General features: G+C 75.3%; 15 protein-coding genes. 11 read left to right on the plus strand and 4 right to left on the minus strand.

The window, feature by feature from the left end; translation table 11 throughout:
• Positions 1-318 precede the first annotated feature (318 nt).
• The 8 genes from ACQ614_RS26205 to ACQ614_RS26240 all read left to right on the plus strand — a co-directional run bounded on the left by ACQ614_RS26205 (position 319) and on the right by ACQ614_RS26240 (position 10239).
• The gene (locus ACQ614_RS26205; protein ID WP_431681141.1) at positions 319-2316 is read left to right on the plus strand and encodes an AAA family ATPase; all 1998 of its coding nucleotides are present in this window, start codon (positions 319-321) and stop codon (positions 2314-2316) included.
• A 243-nt stretch (positions 2317-2559) separates the two neighbouring features.
• On the plus strand, positions 2560-3675 hold the full coding sequence (gene ald, locus ACQ614_RS26210; protein ID WP_431681142.1) for an alanine dehydrogenase: 1116 nt from the start codon (positions 2560-2562) through the stop codon (positions 3673-3675).
• 509 nt (positions 3676-4184) lie between these two features.
• A complete protein-coding gene (locus ACQ614_RS26215) occupies positions 4185-5246 on the plus strand; it encodes a ParA family protein (RefSeq protein WP_431684030.1) in 1062 nt (353 codons plus the stop codon).
• Positions 5247-5287: 41 nt separating this feature from the next.
• A complete protein-coding gene (locus ACQ614_RS26220; RefSeq protein WP_431681143.1) occupies positions 5288-5719 on the plus strand; it encodes a hypothetical protein in 432 nt (143 codons plus the stop codon).
• 148 nt (positions 5720-5867) lie between these two features.
• Positions 5868-6800: a segregation and condensation protein A gene (locus ACQ614_RS26225; RefSeq protein WP_431681144.1), complete on the plus strand. Its 933-nt coding sequence runs from the start codon at positions 5868-5870 to the stop codon at positions 6798-6800.
• Positions 6801-7081: 281 nt separating this feature from the next.
• Positions 7082-7744 (plus strand): SMC-Scp complex subunit ScpB, encoded by a 663-nt coding sequence (scpB, locus tag ACQ614_RS26230; RefSeq protein ID WP_431684031.1) that lies wholly within the window; start codon positions 7082-7084, stop codon positions 7742-7744.
• Positions 7745-7830: 86 nt separating this feature from the next.
• The gene (locus tag ACQ614_RS26235; RefSeq protein ID WP_431681146.1) at positions 7831-9063 is read left to right on the plus strand and encodes a pseudouridine synthase; all 1233 of its coding nucleotides are present in this window, start codon (positions 7831-7833) and stop codon (positions 9061-9063) included.
• A 195-nt stretch (positions 9064-9258) separates the two neighbouring features.
• Positions 9259-10239 (plus strand): helix-turn-helix domain-containing protein, encoded by a 981-nt coding sequence (locus tag ACQ614_RS26240; protein WP_431681147.1) that lies wholly within the window; start codon positions 9259-9261, stop codon positions 10237-10239.
• A gap of 82 nt (positions 10240-10321) precedes the next feature.
• Here ACQ614_RS26240 and ACQ614_RS26245 read toward each other — a convergent pair whose 3' ends face one another.
• The 3 genes from ACQ614_RS26245 to ACQ614_RS26255 are packed head-to-tail and all read right to left on the minus strand — an operon-like array spanning position 10322 to position 14526.
• Positions 10322-10684, minus strand: coding sequence for a DUF952 domain-containing protein (locus ACQ614_RS26245; protein ID WP_431681148.1), 363 nt, complete (start codon positions 10682-10684; stop codon positions 10322-10324).
• A gap of 60 nt (positions 10685-10744) precedes the next feature.
• Positions 10745-12364 (minus strand): mucoidy inhibitor MuiA family protein, encoded by a 1620-nt coding sequence (locus tag ACQ614_RS26250; protein WP_431681150.1) that lies wholly within the window; start codon positions 12362-12364, stop codon positions 10745-10747.
• Between the two features lie 2 nt (positions 12365-12366).
• Positions 12367-14526, minus strand: coding sequence for a DUF4139 domain-containing protein (locus ACQ614_RS26255; protein ID WP_431681151.1), 2160 nt, complete (start codon positions 14524-14526; stop codon positions 12367-12369).
• 303 nt (positions 14527-14829) lie between these two features.
• On the opposite strand from ACQ614_RS26255, the gene ACQ614_RS26260 reads away from it, so the two are divergent.
• The 3 genes from ACQ614_RS26260 (at position 14830) to der (ending at position 18380) form a co-directional block, all read left to right on the plus strand.
• Positions 14830-15915 carry a prephenate dehydrogenase gene (locus ACQ614_RS26260; protein ID WP_431681153.1) on the plus strand — a complete coding sequence of 362 codons (1086 nt, stop codon included), beginning with the start codon at positions 14830-14832 and terminating at the stop codon, positions 15913-15915.
• Between the two features lie 152 nt (positions 15916-16067).
• On the plus strand, positions 16068-16784 hold the full coding sequence (gene cmk / locus ACQ614_RS26265; RefSeq protein ID WP_431681154.1) for a (d)CMP kinase: 717 nt from the start codon (positions 16068-16070) through the stop codon (positions 16782-16784).
• Between the two features lie 141 nt (positions 16785-16925).
• Positions 16926-18380 (plus strand): ribosome biogenesis GTPase Der, encoded by a 1455-nt coding sequence (der, locus tag ACQ614_RS26270; RefSeq protein ID WP_431681155.1) that lies wholly within the window; start codon positions 16926-16928, stop codon positions 18378-18380.
• 100 nt (positions 18381-18480) lie between these two features.
• On the opposite strand, the gene ACQ614_RS26275 is transcribed toward der, so the two are convergent.
• Positions 18481-19050, minus strand: coding sequence for a hypothetical protein (locus ACQ614_RS26275; RefSeq protein ID WP_431684135.1), 570 nt, complete (start codon positions 19048-19050; stop codon positions 18481-18483).
• Positions 19051-19068: the final 18 nt, after the last annotated feature.

Consider the following 19068-nt stretch of genomic DNA (forward strand, 5'->3'; position numbering starts at 1 on the left):
GCGCGGGGAACTGCGCAATCCGGGAGCGGTGCTCACAGCCGGCGGGATGAACCACCAGGGGCGCGGGGAACTGCGCGACCCAGAGGCGGTGCTCGCGGCCGACGGGGCCGGCCCTGGTCCGTACGGTGACCCGCTTCCGTATTGCGCAGTTCCCCATGCCCCTCGGGGGTCACCCTGCGTCCCGGAGGGTTGGCCCGCGGGGGTGATCCGGGGGCGGGTGGGGCGGGTGTCTCTCGGCGGGGGCCGGTGGCGGAACTACGCTTCGCGCAGGGGCCTGTACCGGCCCCGGTGCGGGGCGACCGACGGAAGTGGGCACGGGTGGCGAGGAAGACGGCGACCATCGACGAGCGGTCGGCCGGCCCCGGAACGGCCGGACCCGCGGAAGGCCGCCTGCCCGCCGGCCCGGCCGCCTTCGCCGGGCGCCGCACCGAACTCGCCGCCCTCGCCGCCGCGGCCCGCGCCACCGGCACCACCACCGCCCGACTGGTCGTCCTCGCCGGCCGCCCCGGCTCCGGCCGGACGGCCCTCGCCCTCCGGTACGCCCGTTCGGTCGCCGGCCAGTACCCGGACGGCGTCCTCCACGCCCGGCTCTCCGCGCCGGACGGCACCCGCGTCCCGCCGGGCCGCACCGCCCGCCGGCTGCTGGAGCAGCTCGACGCCGTCCCGCCCGGCCTGCTGCCGCCCGCCGCACCGGACGCCGAGGACCCGGCCTGCACCGCACTGCGCGAGGCCCTCGCCGACCGCAGCGTGCTGCTGCTGCTCGACGACGTCCGGGACGCGGCCCAGCTGCGGCCCCTGCTGGGGGCCGGCCCCGGCACCCTGCTGCTCGCCGTCACCGCCGGGCCGCTCACCGGCATCGAGGACGTCGACCCGGTCATCCTCGGCGGACTCGACCAGGCCTCCGCCGTGACCCTCCTCGGCGACCTGGTCGGCGGCACGCGGATCAGCTGCGACCCGGTCGGCGCCGCCGACCTCGCCGAAGCCTGCGCCTGCCGCCCGGCGGCCCTGCGGCTCACCGCCGTCCGGCTGCGCGCCAACGCCGGGGCGGCCGTCACCGACGCGGCCGCCGAACTCGCCGCCGCCACCGGCCGCCCCGCCGCCGGCACCGACCAGAACGCCCCCGCGGAGCGGCCGGCCCGCGCCGCCCGGCCCGCCCGGCGCCGTACCGAGGGGAAGGACGCCCCGGCCGCGGAGGCCCGCCCCCCGCAGGCGGACGACGCCCCCGTCCCGGTGCCGGAGGGCGACCCGCTGGGCGGCGCCTTCGAACTCCTCTACCGCACGCTGAGCCCCGCGCAGTCCCGGATGCTGCGCATGCTCACCCTGGCCCCCGCGCAGCTCGCCGACCTGCGCACCGCCTCCGCCCTGGTGGGCCGCCCGGCCCCGGAGGCGGCCGGCCTGCTCGCCGACCTCGCCGAGCGGGAACTGCTGTCCGTCGAGGTCCCGGCCGACGACGGCACCCCCCGCTACCGGGTGCCCGGCTGGCTGTACCCCCGCCTCGTCGAACTCCGCGACGAGGCCGACCGCCCCTCGGAGACCGAACTCGGCCGCGCCCGCCTGCTGGAACGGCTCGTCCGCCTGGTCGACTCCGCGCAGGCCCTGCTGGCGCCCGGCGCCGGCCCCGTGCCCGACCCGCTGCCGGGCCCGCTGCGGCTGCGCACCGCCGCCCAGGCCGCCGGCTGGCTGGACGAGGAGCGCGACCAGCTGCTCACCGCCGTCGGCGACGCCATCGGCCAGGGCGACCTGGACGGCTCGGCCGGCCGGCTGGTGACCGCCCTGCTGCGCGCCCTGCCGCTGGCGCCCGGCACCGCACCCGCCGACCTGCACCGGCTGCACGAGCTCGTGCTGGAGGTCGCCGAACGCGGTGGCGCGGCCCGGCGCGCCGCGGCCGCACTGCTGAACCTGGGCGACCTGCAGGCCGCCGCCGGCCGCTGGGAACAGGCCGCGGAGCGGTACCGGGCAGCCCTCGACCGGGCCCGGGCGGCGGGCGACGAGGCGGGCTGCGCCCGCGCGCTGGAGAGCGCGGCGGGGTGCTACCGGGCGCTCGGGGACGCGGTGCGCGCCGGAGATTCGTACGGCCGCGCGCTGGCCCTGCGCCAGCAGTCCGGCGACGCCGCGGCCGAGGCCCGGCTGCTCGCCCGGGTGGCCGAGGCACACATCGCGCAGCGCCGCTTCGAGGAGGCGCTGCGTGAGTACCGGGCGGCGCTCGGGATGCTCCGGCGGCTCGGCGACGAGCGCGGTGCGGCACTGGTCGGCGGGGCCCTGGACCGCCTCCAGCGGCAGCTCGCAGCGGAGTGGAATCACCCTATTGCGGAGTAGTGTCTGATATGCGGCAGTCGTTGGCCTTTGGCCACGAGAACGAGGTGCAAGCCTACGAACCTGCCAATGAGTCCAGCTTATTTATTCACTTTGGAAGGCTGACGGAAGCGCTGGGCTTCATTACACTCGACACCAGTCGCGCAGCGATACGTGCCCCGGCGTTCCCCGGAGGACTTCCCCGTGCGCGCCGCCCGCCGGTCTTTCCCCGGCCGGGACCCCCAGGCAAGAGGGACGTGTTTAGCCGTGAAGGTCGGCATCCCCCGCGAGGTCAAGAACCACGAGTACCGCGTGGCCATCACGCCTGCCGGCGTGCATGAGCTGGTCCGCAACGGACACGAGGTCTTCATCGAGGACAACGCCGGTGTCGGCTCCTCGATCCCCAACGAGGAGTACGTGGCCGCCGGCGCCACCATCCTCCCCACGGCAGACGAGGTGTGGGCGACCGCGGACCTCCTGCTGAAGGTCAAGGAGCCCATCGCCGAGGAGTACCACCGCCTCCGCAAGGGCCAGACCCTCTTCACCTACCTGCACCTGGCGGCCGACCGCGCCGGCACCGAGGCCCTGGTGGCCTCCGGCACCACCGCGATCGCCTACGAGACCGTGCAGCTCGCCAACGGCGCCCTCCCGCTGCTCGCCCCGATGTCCGAGGTCGCGGGCCGGCTGGCCCCGCAGGTCGGCTCCTACCACCTGATGCGCCCGGCCGGCGGCCGCGGCGTGCTCCCCGGCGGCGTCCCCGGCACCCACCCGGCCAAGTGCGTCGTCATCGGCGGCGGCGTCTCGGGCTGGCACGCGGCGACCATCGCCATCGGCATGGGCTACGAGGTCACCCTGCTCGACCGCGACATCAACAAGCTGCGCGAGGCCGACCGCATCTTCGGCACCAAGGTGAAGGCCATCGCCTCCAACTCCTTCGAGCTGGAGAAGGCCGTCATCGAGGCCGACCTGGTGATCGGCGCCGTGCTGATCCCGGGCGCCAAGGCCCCGAAGCTCGTCACCAACGAGCTGGTCTCCCGCATGAAGCCGGGCTCCGTGCTCGTCGACATCGCCATCGACCAGGGCGGCTGCTTCGAGGACTCCCGTCCGACCACGCACGCCGAGCCGACCTTCCAGGTCCACAACTCGGTCTTCTACTGCGTGGCCAACATGCCGGGCGCCGTCCCGAACACCTCCACCTACGCGCTGACCAACGCGACGCTGCCGTACATCGTCGAGCTGGCCAACCGCGGTTGGAAGGAGGCGCTGCGCCGTGACGCGGCCCTGGCCAAGGGCCTGAACGTGCACGAGGGCCAGATCACCTACAAGGCCGTCGCCGACGCCTTCGACCTGGAGGCCGTGTCCCTGGACAGCGTCCTCGCCTGACGCTCCGGCACCCGCCGAACGCCCCCGGCCCTCTCCCCCCGGGCCGGGGGCTTCGGCGTGCCCGCGCGCAGGCGGCCCGCGACGGACCCGCAGGTCGGGAGCGGTGGGCCCCGCAGACGGGTGACCAGCCGGTGGACAGCTGATGTCAATTCATGTGCGACGTGTCACCCGCCCTGCGGACCCGGTCACCCCGGGTGACGCCGCCGCGGGGCGCGACCACCCCGGAATCGTGAGGGTTCCGGGCCCTCGCAAGCCTTGACAGCGCGCGGTCCGGGAGCCGACACATCATGCCCACTACCGTGGATTGTGTTGCTGCGAACGCCTGGAACGGCCTAGAGTCGCAAACCGTCGGCAAGCTGCCACGCTGACGTATCGACATAGAGTCCTGGAAGCCCAAGGAGGTAAGACGACTTGTGAATGAGTCGACATTTGCTCCCGGGGGTGGTCAGCCAGGACTGGCGGAGCTCGCCACCGGACAGCCGAACGACGAGTACGCGCGGCAGGCGACGGTGGGCACGGCGGAGGTCGGCTCGGTCGCGGTCCGCACCTTCGAGGCCCGCCAGAGCAGCGCCGTGGCGGGCGCGGACTTCGACGCCGAGCTCGGCGCGTACGGCCTGGCCTACGCCGACCTCGCGTACGGCCCCTACGACGACCCGGACGCCGAGTACGAGCCGGACCCGGAGTACGCCGCCACCCTGGCCCCCGACGCCGCCCGGCAGCGCCGCGAGCGGGTCGGCCCGACCGGCCGTCCGCTGCCGTACTTCCCGATCCCCGCGCCGGTGGCCGAGCACGGCCCCGCGCAGATCATCGCCATGTGCAACCAGAAGGGCGGCGTCGGCAAGACCACGTCGACCATCAACCTGGGTGCCGCGCTGGCCGAGTACGGCCGCCGGGTGCTGCTGGTGGACTTCGACCCGCAGGGTGCCCTCTCCGTCGGCCTCGGGGTGAACCCGATGGAGCTCGACGTCACCGTCTACAACCTGCTCATGGAGCGGGGCCTGACGGCCGATGAGGTGCTGCTGAAGACCGCCGTCCCCGGCATGGACCTGCTGCCCTCCAACATCGACCTGTCGGCCGCCGAGGTGCAGCTGGTCAGCGAGGTCGCCCGCGAGTCCGCACTCGCCCGGGCCCTCAAGCCGCTGCTGCCCGACTACGACTACGTCATCATCGACTGCCAGCCCTCGCTCGGCCTGCTCACCGTCAACGCCCTGACGGCGGCTCACAGCGTCATCGTCCCGCTGGAGTGCGAGTTCTTCGCCCTGCGCGGCGTCGCGCTGCTCACCGAGACCATCGAGAAGGTCTGCGAGCGGCTCAACCCCGAGCTCCGCCTGGACGGCATCCTCGCCACCATGTACGACTCCCGCACCGTGCACAGCCGCGAGGTGCTGGCCCGGGTCGTCGAGGCGTTCGGGGACCACGTCTTCCACACCGTCATCGGACGGACCGTCAGGTTCCCGGAGACCACCGTGGCCGGCGAGCCGATCACCACGTACGCGACCAACTCGGTCGGCGCCGCCGCCTACCGCCAGCTCGCCAGGGAGGTGCTCGACCGGTGCCGCCCCGCCGAGTGAGTCTCCCGGGAGCCGACGAGCTGTTCCGGACCACCGGGGGGATGGCCCTGTCGCCCTCGCTGGGGCCGGCCGAGGCGCCCAGACCGGAGACCGCCCGGCCCGCCGAACAGCCCGCAGCGGACGGCGAAGCGGCCCCCGCCGGCGCCGAGGCCGCCCAGCAGCAGGCGGCCGCCGAGGCCGCGCGCCGGCACGCCGCCGCCGAGGAGCAGGCCGACGCCGCCCGCCGGCCCCGGCCGCGCGGCCGCGCCGCGCGCCGCCCCTCCGGCCGGGAACGGCACGACGAGAAGATCACGGTCTACGTCTCCGCCGAGGAGCTGATGGACCTCGAGCACGCCCGCCTCGTCCTGCGCGGCGAACACGGACTCGCGGTCGACCGCGGCCGCGTCGTCCGGGAGGCCATCTCCGTGGTCCTGGCCGACCTCGAGCAGCGCGGCGAGGCGAGCATCCTGGTCCGGCGGCTGCGCGGCCGCTGAGCGGCCCCCAGGGCCCCTGACGGGCCCGCCGGGCGCAGCCCGGCCCCCCGGCCCGCCCGCGCCGGCCGACGGCGCCCTGCGGCCGGCACGGGCGTGTCGGGCGCCCGGGGCACCGGACGCACCGGATCCGGGTGAAGATGGTCCGGTCATGACGAGTGCGCCCGAGCCCCCCGTGCCGGCCGCCGCCCCTGCAGCCCCGGCCCCCGCCGGCGCCCCGGCCGACGCCGGAGCGCCGCCCGAGGCCGCAGCCGCTGCCGAGCGCGGCGGGTTCCTGGTGCGGCTGGACAACTTCGAGGGCCCGTTCGACCTGCTGCTCAACCTGATCGCCAAGCACCGCCTGGACGTCACCGAGGTCGCGCTCTCCAAGGTCACCGACGAGTTCGTGGCGCACATCCGGGCGATGGGCCCCGACTGGGACCTCGACGCGGCGACCGAGTTCCTGGTCGTCGCGGCCACCCTGCTCGACCTCAAGGCGGCCCGGCTGCTGCCCGCCGCCGAGGTCGAGGACGAGGAGGACCTCGCCCTCCTGGAGGCCCGCGACCTGCTGTTCGCCCGCCTGCTGCAGTACCGCGCCTACAAGCAGGCGGCCGCCCTGTTCGCCGAGCGCTGGGCCGCCGAGCTGAAGCAGCGCCCCCGCACGGTCGGGCTGGAGCCGCACCACGCCCTGCTGCTGCCCGAGGTGGTCATCACCGTCGGCCCCGAGGGCCTCGCCCGGCTGGCCGCCCGTGCCATGGCGCCCAAGCCGAGGCCCGTGGTCTACGTCGAGCACATCCACACCCCGCCGGTCAGCGTCCGCGAGCAGGCCGGGGTCGTCGTCGACCGGCTCGCCGCGCTCGGCAGCGCCACCTTCGGCAGGCTGGTGGACGACGCCGAGAACACGCTGGTGGTGGTCGCCCGCTTCCTGGCGCTGCTGGAGCTCTACCGGGAGAAGGTTCTCGACTTCGAGCAGCCGGACGCCCTCGGGGAACTGCTGGTGCACTGGGTCGCCGACTCCGACCTGCGGGTCGAGGTGACCGACGAGTTCGACCGCCCGCCCGGCGAGGACGGCGACGGTCGCGGCAAGGACGGAGAACCGCAGTGAACGGTGAGCAGCCGCGCCCCACCCGGCGCACCCTCGGCCTCCCCGGCCAGGCCCGCCCCGACGAGTGGCTGGAGCCGGTGTACGCGCCGGAGCCCGGGCCCCCGGCGGAGCAGGCCCTCGTACCGGAGCCCGCGCCCGCCGCGGAGCAGGAGCAGGAGCAGGCGTCCGCGGGGCAGGTGGTCGTCGCGGACCCGGTGCCGCACATCCCCGCGCCCGCGGCCCCCGGCAGCCCCGACGCCCCCGCGGCGGCCCCCGCCGGGGACACCTCCGAGCCGGAGCCGATGCCCGACCCGGCGCCGCTGCCGCTCCCCGAGCCGGAACCGGAGCCCGAGCCCGACGAGCCCGAGGTGCCGCTGCGGGCCGCCCTGGAGGCGATCCTCATGGTGGTCGACGAGCCGGCCACCGAGGCCCACCTCGCCGCCGTCCTGGAGCGCCCCCGCGCGGCCGTCGGCGCCGCCCTGCGCGAGCTCGCCGCCGAGTACACCGACCAGGGCCGCGGCTTCGACCTGCGCCTGGTCGCCGGCGGCTGGCGCTTCTACACCCGCGCCGACTGCGCACCGGCCGTCGACCGCTTCGTCCTGGACGGCCAGCAGGCCCGGCTCACCCAGGCCGCGCTGGAGACGCTCGCGGTGGTCGCGTACCGGCAGCCGGTGTCGCGCAGCAGGGTCTCCGCGGTACGCGGTGTGAACTGTGACGGCGTGATGCGTACCCTGGTACAGCGAGGACTGGTGGAAGAGGCCGGCTCCGAGCCCGAAACAGGTGCGATCCTGTATCGGACGACGAACTACTTCCTGGAACGGACGGGGCTGCGAGGCCTGGACGAGCTGCCAGAGCTCGCCCCCTTCCTGCCCGAGGTCGACGACGTGGAAGCGGAGTCCCTCGAGGGCACGATGATCACGGAGGCGGTGGCGGCCGCCCGCGGAGCCGACGGCGACAGCGCCTGACGGTCCGCGTCCGATCGGTGAGGGGGCGGTGAGGTCGGCCGGCACGACACGCACTCCCACGACGGACACGACGTACGGACATTTTGATGCGCAGCAGTGGCAACGGCAGGAACAACAGCAGCGGCCAGGGCCGGGGAGGCCAGGGACGCGGCGGACAGGGCGGGGGCCGGAGCGGCGGCGGCTCGCGCGGCGGGTCGTCCTACGGCGGCGGTTCGTCGTACGGGGGCTCCCGCGGCGGTTCGTCGTACGGCTCCTCCGGCGGCCGGGGCGGCTCGTCCTCCCAGGGCGGGCGCCGCGACGACCGCCGCGACGACCGTCGTGACGACCGCCGGTACCCGGACCGCCCGCTCCGCCCCGAGGAGCGCCGCTACGACCGCCCCGAGTACGGCGGCGGCCCCAACGCCACCCCCGGCCGCGGCAGCTACGCCTCGCGCCGCCCCGGCCCCGCGCCGAAGCCGCGCCGCGAGGGCCAGGGCGCCCCGGGCGACCCGCGCCGCCAGCCGCAGCGCTCCCGCGAACTGCAGGCCAAGATCGAGGACGCGGTGCTCGCCCGGCACGACAAGCCGGCCGTGAAGACCCCGAAGACCTTCGGCGAGCCCGAGGGCGAGCGCCTGCAGAAGGTGCTGGCGCGGGCCGGCATGGGCAGCCGCCGCGCCTGCGAGGAGCTCATCGAGCAGGGCCGCGTCGAGGTCAACGGCAAGCGCGTCACCGAGCAGGGCAAGCGGGTCGACCCCGAGCACGACGAGATCAAGGTCGACGGCCTGACCGTGGCGACCCAGTCGTACCTGTTCTTCGCGCTGAACAAGCCGGCCGGCGTGGTCTCCACCATGGAGGACCCGGACGGCCGCCAGTGCCTCGGCGACTACGTGACCAACCGGGAGACCAGGCTCTTCCACGTCGGCCGCCTCGACACCGAGACCGAGGGCATCATCCTGCTCACCAACCACGGCGAGCTGGCCCACCGCCTCACCCACCCGAAGTACGGCGTCACCAAGACCTACCTGGCCGCCATCCAGGGCCCGATCCCGCGCGACCTCGGCAAGCAGCTCGCCAAGGGCGTGGAGCTGGAGGACGGCTGGGCCCGGGCCGACTCCTTCAAGGTGGTCTCCAACGTCGGCAAGAACTACCTGGTCGAGGTGACCCTGCACGAGGGCCGCAAGCACATCGTCCGCCGGATGCTCTCCGAGGTCGGCTTCCCGGTGGAGAAGCTGGTGCGCACCCACTTCGGCCCGATCGCGCTCGGCGACCAGAAGTCGGGCTGGCTGCGGCGGCTGACCAACCCGGAGGTCGGACAGCTGATGCGCGAGGTCGGTCTGTAACCGACCTTCGATTCGAAGGCCTCCCCGCCGTTCGGCGGGGAGGCCTTCCGCCTCTTCGACGGGGTCCGCGTGTGAACCTCGACGCACCGCCTTGTCATGATGTGGATCTGTGGCGCAGGATGGCCACCGGACAGCGGCTCGACGTGTGGCGGAACTGCGCCACGGGGCCACTGGCCGCATGGGGGAAGGAGCGGCGTGCTCAACGCATTCGGAGCGCTCGGCCTCGGACGGCCGGACGGACAGGTGTACGCGGCCCTGGTGGTCTCGCCGCAGTCCACCGCCGAGGAGCTGGCCGGGCAGTGCGACCTGACACTGCAACAGAGCCAGGACGCCCTCGACAGGTTGGCCGAGCAGGGCATGGCCACCCGGGCCCCGGTGGACCGCGAGCGCTACCTCGCGGTCGCCCCCGACGTTGCCATCGGCACCCTGATCGGCCACCGCGAGGCGGAGCTGCGCAGCGCCCGCGCCGAGATGCACCGGCTGATGGACGCCTTCCGCGAGGCCTCCCGCTACACCGACCCGGCGCACTCGGTCGAGGTGCTCACCGGCGGCGAGGCGATCGCCCAGCGGCTGGAGCACCTCGTCGACAGCACCCAGTACCAGGTGCGCGGCTTCGACTGCCCGCCCTACATCCAGGACCCGGTGGCGCAGATGCCCCGGCAGCGCGCCAAGCTCAAGGCCGGCGTGCGCTTCCGCACCGTGTACGACAAGGACGCGGTGGCCTGGCCGGGCCGGCTGGAGAAGGAGATCCTCATCGGCGTCGAGGACGGCGAGGAGGCCCGTGTCCGCCCCGCCCTGCCGATGAAGATGATGATGTCGGACGACAAGATGGCGATCATCCCGATCACCGTCGGCGACAGCGTGCTGGACGCCGCCTACGTCATCCACCCCTCGGCGCTGCTGCAGGCCCTGGACGCGCTGTTCGAGGCCGAGTGGGAGCGGGCCGTGCCGCTGCAGGCGGCGATCGGCGACGGTGAGAACGACCAGGGGCCCGAGGCCGACCACCGCAAGCTGCTCGGCCTGCTGGCCGCCGGCCTCACCGACGAGTCCATCGCCCGCTCGCTCGGCTGGAGCGCCCGCACCACCCAGCGCCGGCTGCAGAGCCTCATGCGCCAGCTCGGCGCCACCACCCGCTTCCAGGCGGGCATGGCGGCCCGCGAGCGCGGCTGGCTCTGAGCCGGCGCCGGGCCGGACGCCCGCCCCGGCCCTCCGGGCGGCCCCGGGACGGGGCGCTCCCGGCCCTCCGGGCGGCCCGGGATCAGCTCCAGGGGAGCAGCCGGGCCCAGCGGCCGTCCTCGCCGCGTTCGAGCTTCTCCAGGCCGATCACGGCCGTCCGGTTCAGCCGGCCGTAGATGTGCGGGAACAGCACGCCCGGCGTGGCGCCCTCCGGCGGCGGGCCGGAGGGCGCTTCCCACTTCACCATCGGCTCGACCAGCTTCTCCTCGATCAGCAGGGCCATCAGCGGGTCCGGCGTGTCGGCGAAGAACAGGTTCGCGACGGCCAGCACCGTCTGCTCGTCGGGCGAGCAGTGGATGAAGCCGTCGGTGAGCAGCGAGGCGGCCGCGTACGGCCGCCCCGGGTCACGCAGCCAGTCGTCCAGCGGGGCGAGATGGTAGATCATGGGTCATTTCTACCGGAGTTGACGGTCCAAATCCGGCTAGAACATCCGGCTAAAACGGGCTCACAGCCCGGCCACCTTGGAAGCGGCCGACACCTCGTACACCAGGGTGAGGGTGCGCCGGGAGCCCGGAGGCATCGGCACGTCCCACCGGACGATGCCCTCGGCGTCCAGCTCGTCCGGCGGCGGCGAGCACGCCTCCTTGCGCAGCTTCACCTCCACCGAGGACACCTCGGAGACCGGGATGCGCTCGCGCACCGCCACCACCTGCTCGTCGACGTCCTCCGGCCCGGAGAACCGCGACAGGTGCACCCGGACGGTGCGGGTGACCACGGTGCGCTGGGTGATCCCGGCCGAGCCGCGGCTCTCCTCGGTCTCCCGGACCACCCGGTAGGCGTCCGAACTGCCGAACGCCAGCTCCGCCGGCGCTCCCGGCGCGGTGAATCGCAGCTCGCCCCGGCCGGTGAAACCGCTGCCCTGCACCAGCTCCACCGGGCCCGCCAGCAGGGCATGGCCCGCGTCGTTGCGGAACCGCACCACCCGGGTGACCAGCGGCGACAGCTCCGGCGCCGAGCCGAACTCGCTGCCCGCAGCGGTGTCGAAGGAGGACAGCGGAATGCGGTGCGCCCGCCCGTCGGACGGCACCGAGGCCGGCGACGGCGCCCGCAGCACCCGCACCTCGCCGCCGTCGTCGACGCCCGGCAGGCCGTCGGCGGACGGCCCGGTGCTGCCGATCTCCTCCTCGCGCAGCTCCACCTCGACCGTGCGGCGCTCCTCGGAGGTGCGTTCGCGCAGGCTCAGCGAGTCCTCGGTCAGCCGCGGCGGCTCGGAGGCCAGCGCCGAACGGGCGGTCGAGAAGGTCAGCCGCACCCCCGACCAGTCCTCGCCGGTGCGCTGCCACACCACGGCCCCGGTCTCCAGCAGCAGCCGCTCGCCGGACAGCGTCGCCCGGTACGCCGGACGCCACAGCGCGCACGGCGTCAGATGGCCCACCAGCAGCTTCGCCGGGCCCGCCTCGTCCGCCTCCACCGTCACCTCGACGTGCGCCAGCAGCTCAGGCGGCTCCACCTCGCCGGTGTCCAGCGCCCGCCGTGCGGCGGCCAGCTCCTCGCCGAGCGTCTCCAGCCGGGCCCGGGAGGCGCGCAGCCGCTCCCCGTGCGTCTCGCGCTCGGAGTCGATCCGGTCCAGCTCGCGGGTCCAGCGGGCCGGCTCCAGCTCGCCGCGGCCGGCGCCCTCGCCGACCTCCCGCAGCAGGTCGGCGGCGAGCTGGGAGAGCAGCGCCAGCCGGGCCTCCAGCCGCTCCCGGGCGCGGGTCTCGGCCCGCTGCTGCTCCTCCAGGGCGTGCACCCGGCGGCGCAGCTCGGAGTCCCGGTCGGTGGGCGGCAGCGGAGCGCGCGGCGTCCAGGTGCGGACGACCCGGGCGTCCAGCACCCGGGCGGTGCCGCCGGTCGCCTCGGCCCGCAGGGTGCGGTCGACGGCGAGCGCGGAGATCGGGCCGAGGCGCAGCCGCCGGACGCCGGCGGCCAGCTCGACGGTGGCCGTCCGCTCGACGTGGGCGCGGTCCTCCAGGCAGGTCACCGCGGTGACCGGCAGCGGCACCACCGCGGCCGGCGTCTCGGCAGGCTGCGCCTCGGCGGGCTGCGTCCCGGTCGGCCGGGTGGTGGCAGGTGTGGTGTCGGTCATGGTCAGCTCCTCCGGTTGCCGCCGACGATGGCCTTGCCGGCCGGGATGCGGATCTCGAAGCCGCCGTCGAGTTCGGCCGTTCCGCCGGCCGGCAGCTCCACCCGCCAGCACCGGGTGCCGGGCGGATACGTCTCGGAGGGACGGTCGGGGGCCCGCCAGTCGGCGCGCTCCTCGATCCGGACGTCCTGGTCGGCGGAGACCGGCACCCGCTCGCGCACCTCCACGGTGACCGGGTGCGCCAGCCGGTTGGCCAGCTCCACGTGCACCCGGTGATCCAGCACCGTGGTGTTGTTGAGCATGCCGGCGGTGGACTCGCGCAGCTCGGTGCGGCGGGCCACCCGCACCGCCTCCGCCTGCCCGAGGCCGACCCGGCGGTTGCCGCCCGCGGCCAGCGTCGGCAGGGCGGCGGTCAGCAGGAAGTCGCCGTCCACGGTGACCTCCACCGGACCGGCCAGCAGGGCCGATGCGGTGGCGTTGGTGATCACCAGCGTGCCGTAGACCGCCTCCTCGACCGCCGGCACGCAGACGTACTCGGTCCGCAGCGACACCGGCACCTCCCCGACGGTCACGGTGTGCCAGGTGCCGTCCGAGGGCACGTCGGCCCGCGCCGCGGCGTCGTACCGCTGGTCGAAGGAGCCCGCCGACAGCCGCGGCCGCACCGCGTGCGCCGGCAGCTCCAGCCCGGCCACCGACTCGGCCAGGTTGCGGGACTCCACCGTCGCCGGGTCGTGCACCGCCCCCGGGAACAGCAGGCCGCGGCGGTGCGCCGGGCGGTCCGCGCCGTCCAGCACCAGGCCCGCGTAGTCCAGCTGCGCCTGCGAAGGACCGGCCGGGCCGACCGGCTCCGGCACGGCCTCCGCCGCGTACACCGGGACGTCCGGCGCCGACCGGAGACCGCCGCCCCCGCGCATCGCCCGGCTGCGCATTGCGGGCGCGGGCGCCACCGGCGCGGGCGGCGGCACCGCCCCGTACGCCTGCGGGGCGCCGAACGTCTGCATCGGCGGCGGCGCGGGGAATCCGGCCGGGGCGCCGCTCGGCTCGGCCGGGGCGGGCCAGCCGCCCGGCGCGGGCGGCGGCGGAGGAGTCGGCGGGGGTGCCGCCAGCGGCACGGCGATGTCCGCGGCCGCGATGCCGCCGACCACCGTGTCGCTCGGGCTGCCGCCGGGCCGGGCCGCACGGCCGGGGCGCCCGCCGCCGGCACCGGGCCGCGGGCCGGGCTTCGGGCGGACCTGCGGCGGGCGGCCCGCCGCGTCGTACCCGGTGAACAGGTCGCCCAGGCCCGGCGGGGGCTCCCGCCAGCCGGACGGCGCGGGCGCGGGCTGCCGGCGGCCGATCCGCAGCGAGCGCAGCTTCGGCAGGTCGGTGCGGCGCTGCAGGTCCGCGGTGGACAGGCCGATCCGCACCCCCGTCCAGTCCTCGCCGGTGCGCTGGGCGAGCTGGGCGCGCAGGAGCAGCGTCCCGGTGTCCTCGCCCTGGCGGTAGGTCAGCCGGTAGGACGGCACCCAGACCGCGCCGGGCACCCCGTACTCGACCTCCAGCTCCACCTCGGCGCCCTCGGCCGCACCCTCCAGGGTGATCACCGCGGTCGTGCCGAGCGTCACCGGGGCGGTCGCCAGCGCGGACGACGCCCGGGCCAACTCGTCCTCGGCGAGGTCGAGTTCATGCTCGGCGAGGCGGAGCTCCTCGGTCAGTTCGGCGGCCCGCGCGTGCAGGGCCGAGAGCCGCTCGTCGACGAAGTCGGCCAGCTGCAGCCAGGCGTCGGCGGGCGTGCGGCGGTGCGGGGCGTCCGCGGTCAGCGGCGGCGGCACCGGCCGCACCGCGGAGATCTCCGCGATCGCGGCCTCCTGCCGCTGCGAGCGCCGCCGGGCGGCGTCCGCGGCGTCCCTGGCCCGCTCCACCCGGCGGCGCAGCTCCGGCAGGTCCGCGCGGTCGCGCAGCTCCACCTCCGGCTCCAGCCGCGCCGCGGCCACCCGGGCCGTGCCGTCCTGCACGGTGGCGCGCAGCGAGCCCGCGTCCGCCACCCGCGGCAGGCCGGTCAGCCGCACCCTGCCGTCCGCGGGCACCGTGCCGCGGGCCCGGCGGCGGCACAGCGCCCCGCTCGCATAGACCACCACCGAGTCGAGGACCGACTCCCACCGTTGCGCCGTCGTGTCTGCTGCCACCCCGCCCTGCCCTTCGTCCGTCCCCCGGGCCGCGCCCCGGCCCCGGTCCGCCCAGTCTGCCCCTGCCGCGGCCGGCCCGCGGGGGATTTCCGCTGCGCGTCCGGTGAGTGGACGGGCTGCAGCTCCGGACGGTTGCACGGCACCGGCGGGCCTGCGGGAGCGGGGGCCGCCGGGCGCGTCCGGGCACCCGGTCGGTTCGTCCCCGCCCATGTGGTTGCCCGGCCCGCGCGGACGGCCCGGGCCCGGCTGCGAGAGGATGGGCGCACCAAGCAGGCCGCCCCGTACCAGGAGAGCAACCCCGCCATGCGCACAGCCGCCGTCATCGGCACCGGACTGATCGGCACCTCCGCCGCCCTCGCGCTCACCGGCCGCGGGGTCGCGGTCTATCTGGAGGACGCGGACCAGGACGCCGCCCGCACGGCGGCCGCACTCGGCGCGGGCACCACCGAACTGCCCGAGGGGCCGGTCGACCTGGCGATCGTCGCCGTGCCGCCGGCCCTGGTCGGCAAGGTCCTCGCGGACTGCCAGCGCCGCGGCCTGGCCCGCTGCTACACCGACGTGGCCAGCGTGAAGGCCGGGCCGCGCGCCGAGGTCGCCGCGCTCGGCTGCGACACCGTCCACTACATCGGCGGCCACCCGATGGCCGGCCGGGAGCGCTCCGGGCCGCTCGCCGCCCGCGCCGACCTCTTCGAGGGCCGGCCGTGGGTGCTCACCCCCACCAAGGACACCGACACCGACACCCTCAACGCCGCCCTCGAACTGGTGGCGCTCTGCGGCGCCATGCCGATCGTCATGGACGCCGCCGCCCACGACCGGGCCGTCGCCCTGGTCTCGCACGCCCCGCAGCTGATCTCCTCGCTCGTCGCGGCCCGGCTGGAGCACGCCGACGAGACCGCCGTCCGGCTGTCCGGCCAGGGCGTCCGCGACGTCACCCGGATCGCCGCCTCCAACCCGGCGCTGTGGGTGGACATCCTCTCCGCCAACGCCGGGGTGGTCGCCGACATCCTGCAGGAGGTCGCCGCCGACCTCGACGAGACCGTCACCGCGCTGCGCGCCCTGCAGGCCGACGACGAGGGCGGCCGCCGGGCGGGTGCCGCCGGCATCGAGGCCGTCATGCGGCGCGGCAACACCGGCCACGCCCGCATCCCCGGCAAGCACGGCGCCCCGCACACCCGGTACGAGACCGTCACCGTGGTCCTCGGCGACCAGCCCGGAGAGCTCGGCCGGCTGTTCGGCGAGGTCGGCGCACTCGCCGTGAACATCGAGGACGTCACCATCGAGCACTCCGACGGCCAGCAGGTCGGCCACGTCCACCTGGACGTCGCCCCCACCGCCGTCCGCCTGCTCACCAACGGCCTGCGCGATCGCGGCTGGAGCGTCCGAGACTGAACCGCCGGGGCGTGCGGCCGAGGCAGTCGGACACCCCGAAGGGGCCCGTGGCCGGGGTGCACGGGCGGCCGGACGGGGACCCTCCGCCGGTCCATTAACCTTGAGATAGTCATCCCGGCCCGAACGCGCCGGCCGAGAGAGAGGTTCGCCCCGTGGAAACTGCCGACCGAGCGCACGCCCCGGTCGTCGTCGCCATCGACGGACCCTCCGGTTCCGGCAAGTCGACCGTCTCCCGGGCGGTCGCCGCCCGGCTCGGCCTGAGCTTCCTGGACACCGGCGCCATGTACCGCGCGATGACGTGGTGGATGCTGTCCAACGACATCGACGTGGACGACGCCGAGGCGGTCGCCATCGCCTGCGGCAAGCCCGTCATCGTCTCCGGCACCGACGCGGCCGGCCCGGCCATCACGGTCGACGGCCACGACGTCTCCGGCCCGATCCGCGGCCCCGAGGTGACCGCCAAGGTCTCCGCGGTCGCCGCCGTCCCGGCCGTCCGCGCCCGCCTGGTGGAGCTGCAGCGCGGCTGCGCCGGGGTCGCGACCCGCGGCATAGTCGCCGAGGGCCGCGACATGGGCACCGTGGTCTTCCCGGACGCCACGGCGAAGGTCTTCCTGACCGCGTCGGGCGCCGCCCGCGCCGAGCGGCGCGCGGCCGAGCTGCGCGCCAAGGGCGTGGACGAGGTCACCATCGCCGCGATGGCCGCCGACCTGGACCGCCGGGACGCCGCCGACTCCTCCCGGGAGACGGCACCGCTGACCCAGGCCCCGGACGCCGTCCTGGTGGACACCAGCGAACTCACCCTCGACCAGGTGATCGACACCGTCGCCGCCCTGGTCGAGGAGCGGGCCCAGCAGCCGTCCGCCGTCTGACCGACCGCACCACCGCCGACCATCCTCGGGCCGTCCGGCCCGTCCTCCGACTACGGGACACGTAGTTTCGCGCTGCCCGGCAGGGCAGGTACGCACGGCACGCCCCTGGGAAGGGCCGTGCCGGGAAACGGAAACACACACATGAGCAACGACACCGCCGCGCACCACGGTGAGCTCGGCGACGCCGAGTACGCCGAGTTCATGGCGCTCGCCGCCGAGGAGGGCTTCGACGCCGACGAGGTCGACGCCGACCTCGACGCCGCCTCGCACGGCCCGCTGCCGGTGCTGGCCGTCGTCGGCCGCCCGAACGTGGGCAAGTCGACCCTGGTCAACCGCATCATCGGCCGCCGCGAGGCGGTCGTGGAGGACCGCCCCGGCGTCACCCGCGACCGGGTCACCTACGAGGCCACCTGGAACGGGCGCCGCTTCAAGATCGTCGACACCGGCGGCTGGGAGATCGACGTCCTCGGCATTGACGCCGCCGTCGCCGCCCAGGCCGAGTACGGCATCGAGGCCGCCGACGCGGTCCTGTTCGTCGTGGACGCCACCGTCGGCGCCACCGACACCGACGAGGCCCTGGTCAAGCTGATTCGCCGGGCCGGCAAGCCGGTCGTGCTGTGCGCCAACAAGGTCGACGGCCCGTCCACCGAGGCCGAGGCCGCCTACCTGTGGTCGCTCGGCCTCGGCGAGCCGTACCCCGTCTCCGCGCTGCACGGCCGCGGCTCCGGCGACCTGCTGGACGCCGTCATGGACGCGCTGCCCGACGCCCCGCCGCAGCTCTTCGGCAACGGCACCGTCGGCGGCCCCCGCCGGGTCGCGCTGATCGGCCGGCCGAACGTCGGCAAGTCCAGCCTGCTCAACAAGGTCGCCGGCGAGGAGCGGGTGGTCGTCAACGAGCTGGCCGGCACCACCCGCGACCCGGTCGACGAGATGATCGAACTCGGCGGCAAGACCTGGAAGTTCGTCGACACCGCCGGTATCCGCCGCCGTGTCCATCTGACCGCCGGCGCCGACTTCTACGCCTCGCTGCGCACCTCCTCCGCGCTGGAGAAGGCCGAGGTCGCGGTCGTCCTGATCGACGCCAGCGAGACCCTCGCCGAGCAGGACACCCGGATCATCTCGATGGCCGTCGAGGCCGGCCGGGCCGTCGTCGTCGCCTACAACAAGTGGGACCAGCTCGACGAGGAGCGCCGCTACTACCTGGAGCGCGAGATCGAGAGGGATCTCGTCCAGGTGCAGTGGGCGCCGCGGGTCAACGTCTCGGCGAAGACCGGCCGCCACATGGAGAAGCTCGTCCCGGCGATCGAGACCGCGCTGGAGGGCTGGGAGACCCGCATCCCCACCGCGCGGCTGAACGCCTTCCTCGGCGAGCTCGTCGCCGCCCACCCGCACCCGATCCGCGGCGGCAAGCAGCCGCGCATCCTGTTCGGCACCCAGGCCGGCACCCGCCCGCCGCGGTTCGTGCTGTTCGCCTCCGGCTTCCTCGAGGCGGGCTACCGCCGCTTCATCGAGCGCCGGCTGCGCGAGGAGTTCGGCTTCGCCGGCACCCCGATCTCCATCTCGGTGCGGGTGCGCGAGAAGCGCCGCAAGAAGTAATGAAGCGCCACAAGAAGTAATGAGCAGTGCGTCCACGGACGCGGACGGCCGGGGCCGGGCAGCAGTGGTGCTGCCCGGCCCCGGCCGTTCTTGTGCTGTCCTAGTGCTCCGCGGAAGGGCCCGGCGGGAGCGACAGCAGGGACCGGTGGCGGCCGCCGCCGGTCGCCGGGGCCACCACGGTGCCCGTCTGCTGCCCCAGGTACCCGGCCGCCACCCAGCCCTGCCCGGTGCCGCCGACCGACTCGCCGACCGTGTGCCCGGTCAGGTGGTCCGCCGCCAGGCTCACCGCCAGCCGGCCCTGCTGGTGCTCGACACTGTGCGTCCGGCCGCCGGAGTCGGCCGCCGGCTGCGCCTCGGAGACGAACCGGGGTGTGTCCTGGGCGTGCCCCGGGCGGGTCTCGAAGGCCTGGTGCTGCGGGTACGCGACCGGGGCCCCGAACCCGGCGAATCCGCTCCGCCCGCCGAAACCGCCGAACCCGGCGAAGCGCAGCTGTTCCTCGTCCGTCCGGTCGCCCGGGAGGGCCCGGAAGAGTCTCCGGTACTCGGAGTACAGCGCGTCGTAGATCGGGGTCGGTGAGGTCGAGCGGTCCGCGTCGTACGAGGGGCGCATGCCCGGGATCGTGCGGCCGACGGTCGGGCGGGTGGTCGGGGCGACGTCGTAGCTGTACACGTGAGGGCCAACGAGCGA

The sequence above is a fragment of the Kitasatospora dryopteridis genome (assembly GCF_050749075.1).
Classification (GTDB): domain Bacteria; phylum Actinomycetota; class Actinomycetes; order Streptomycetales; family Streptomycetaceae; genus Kitasatospora.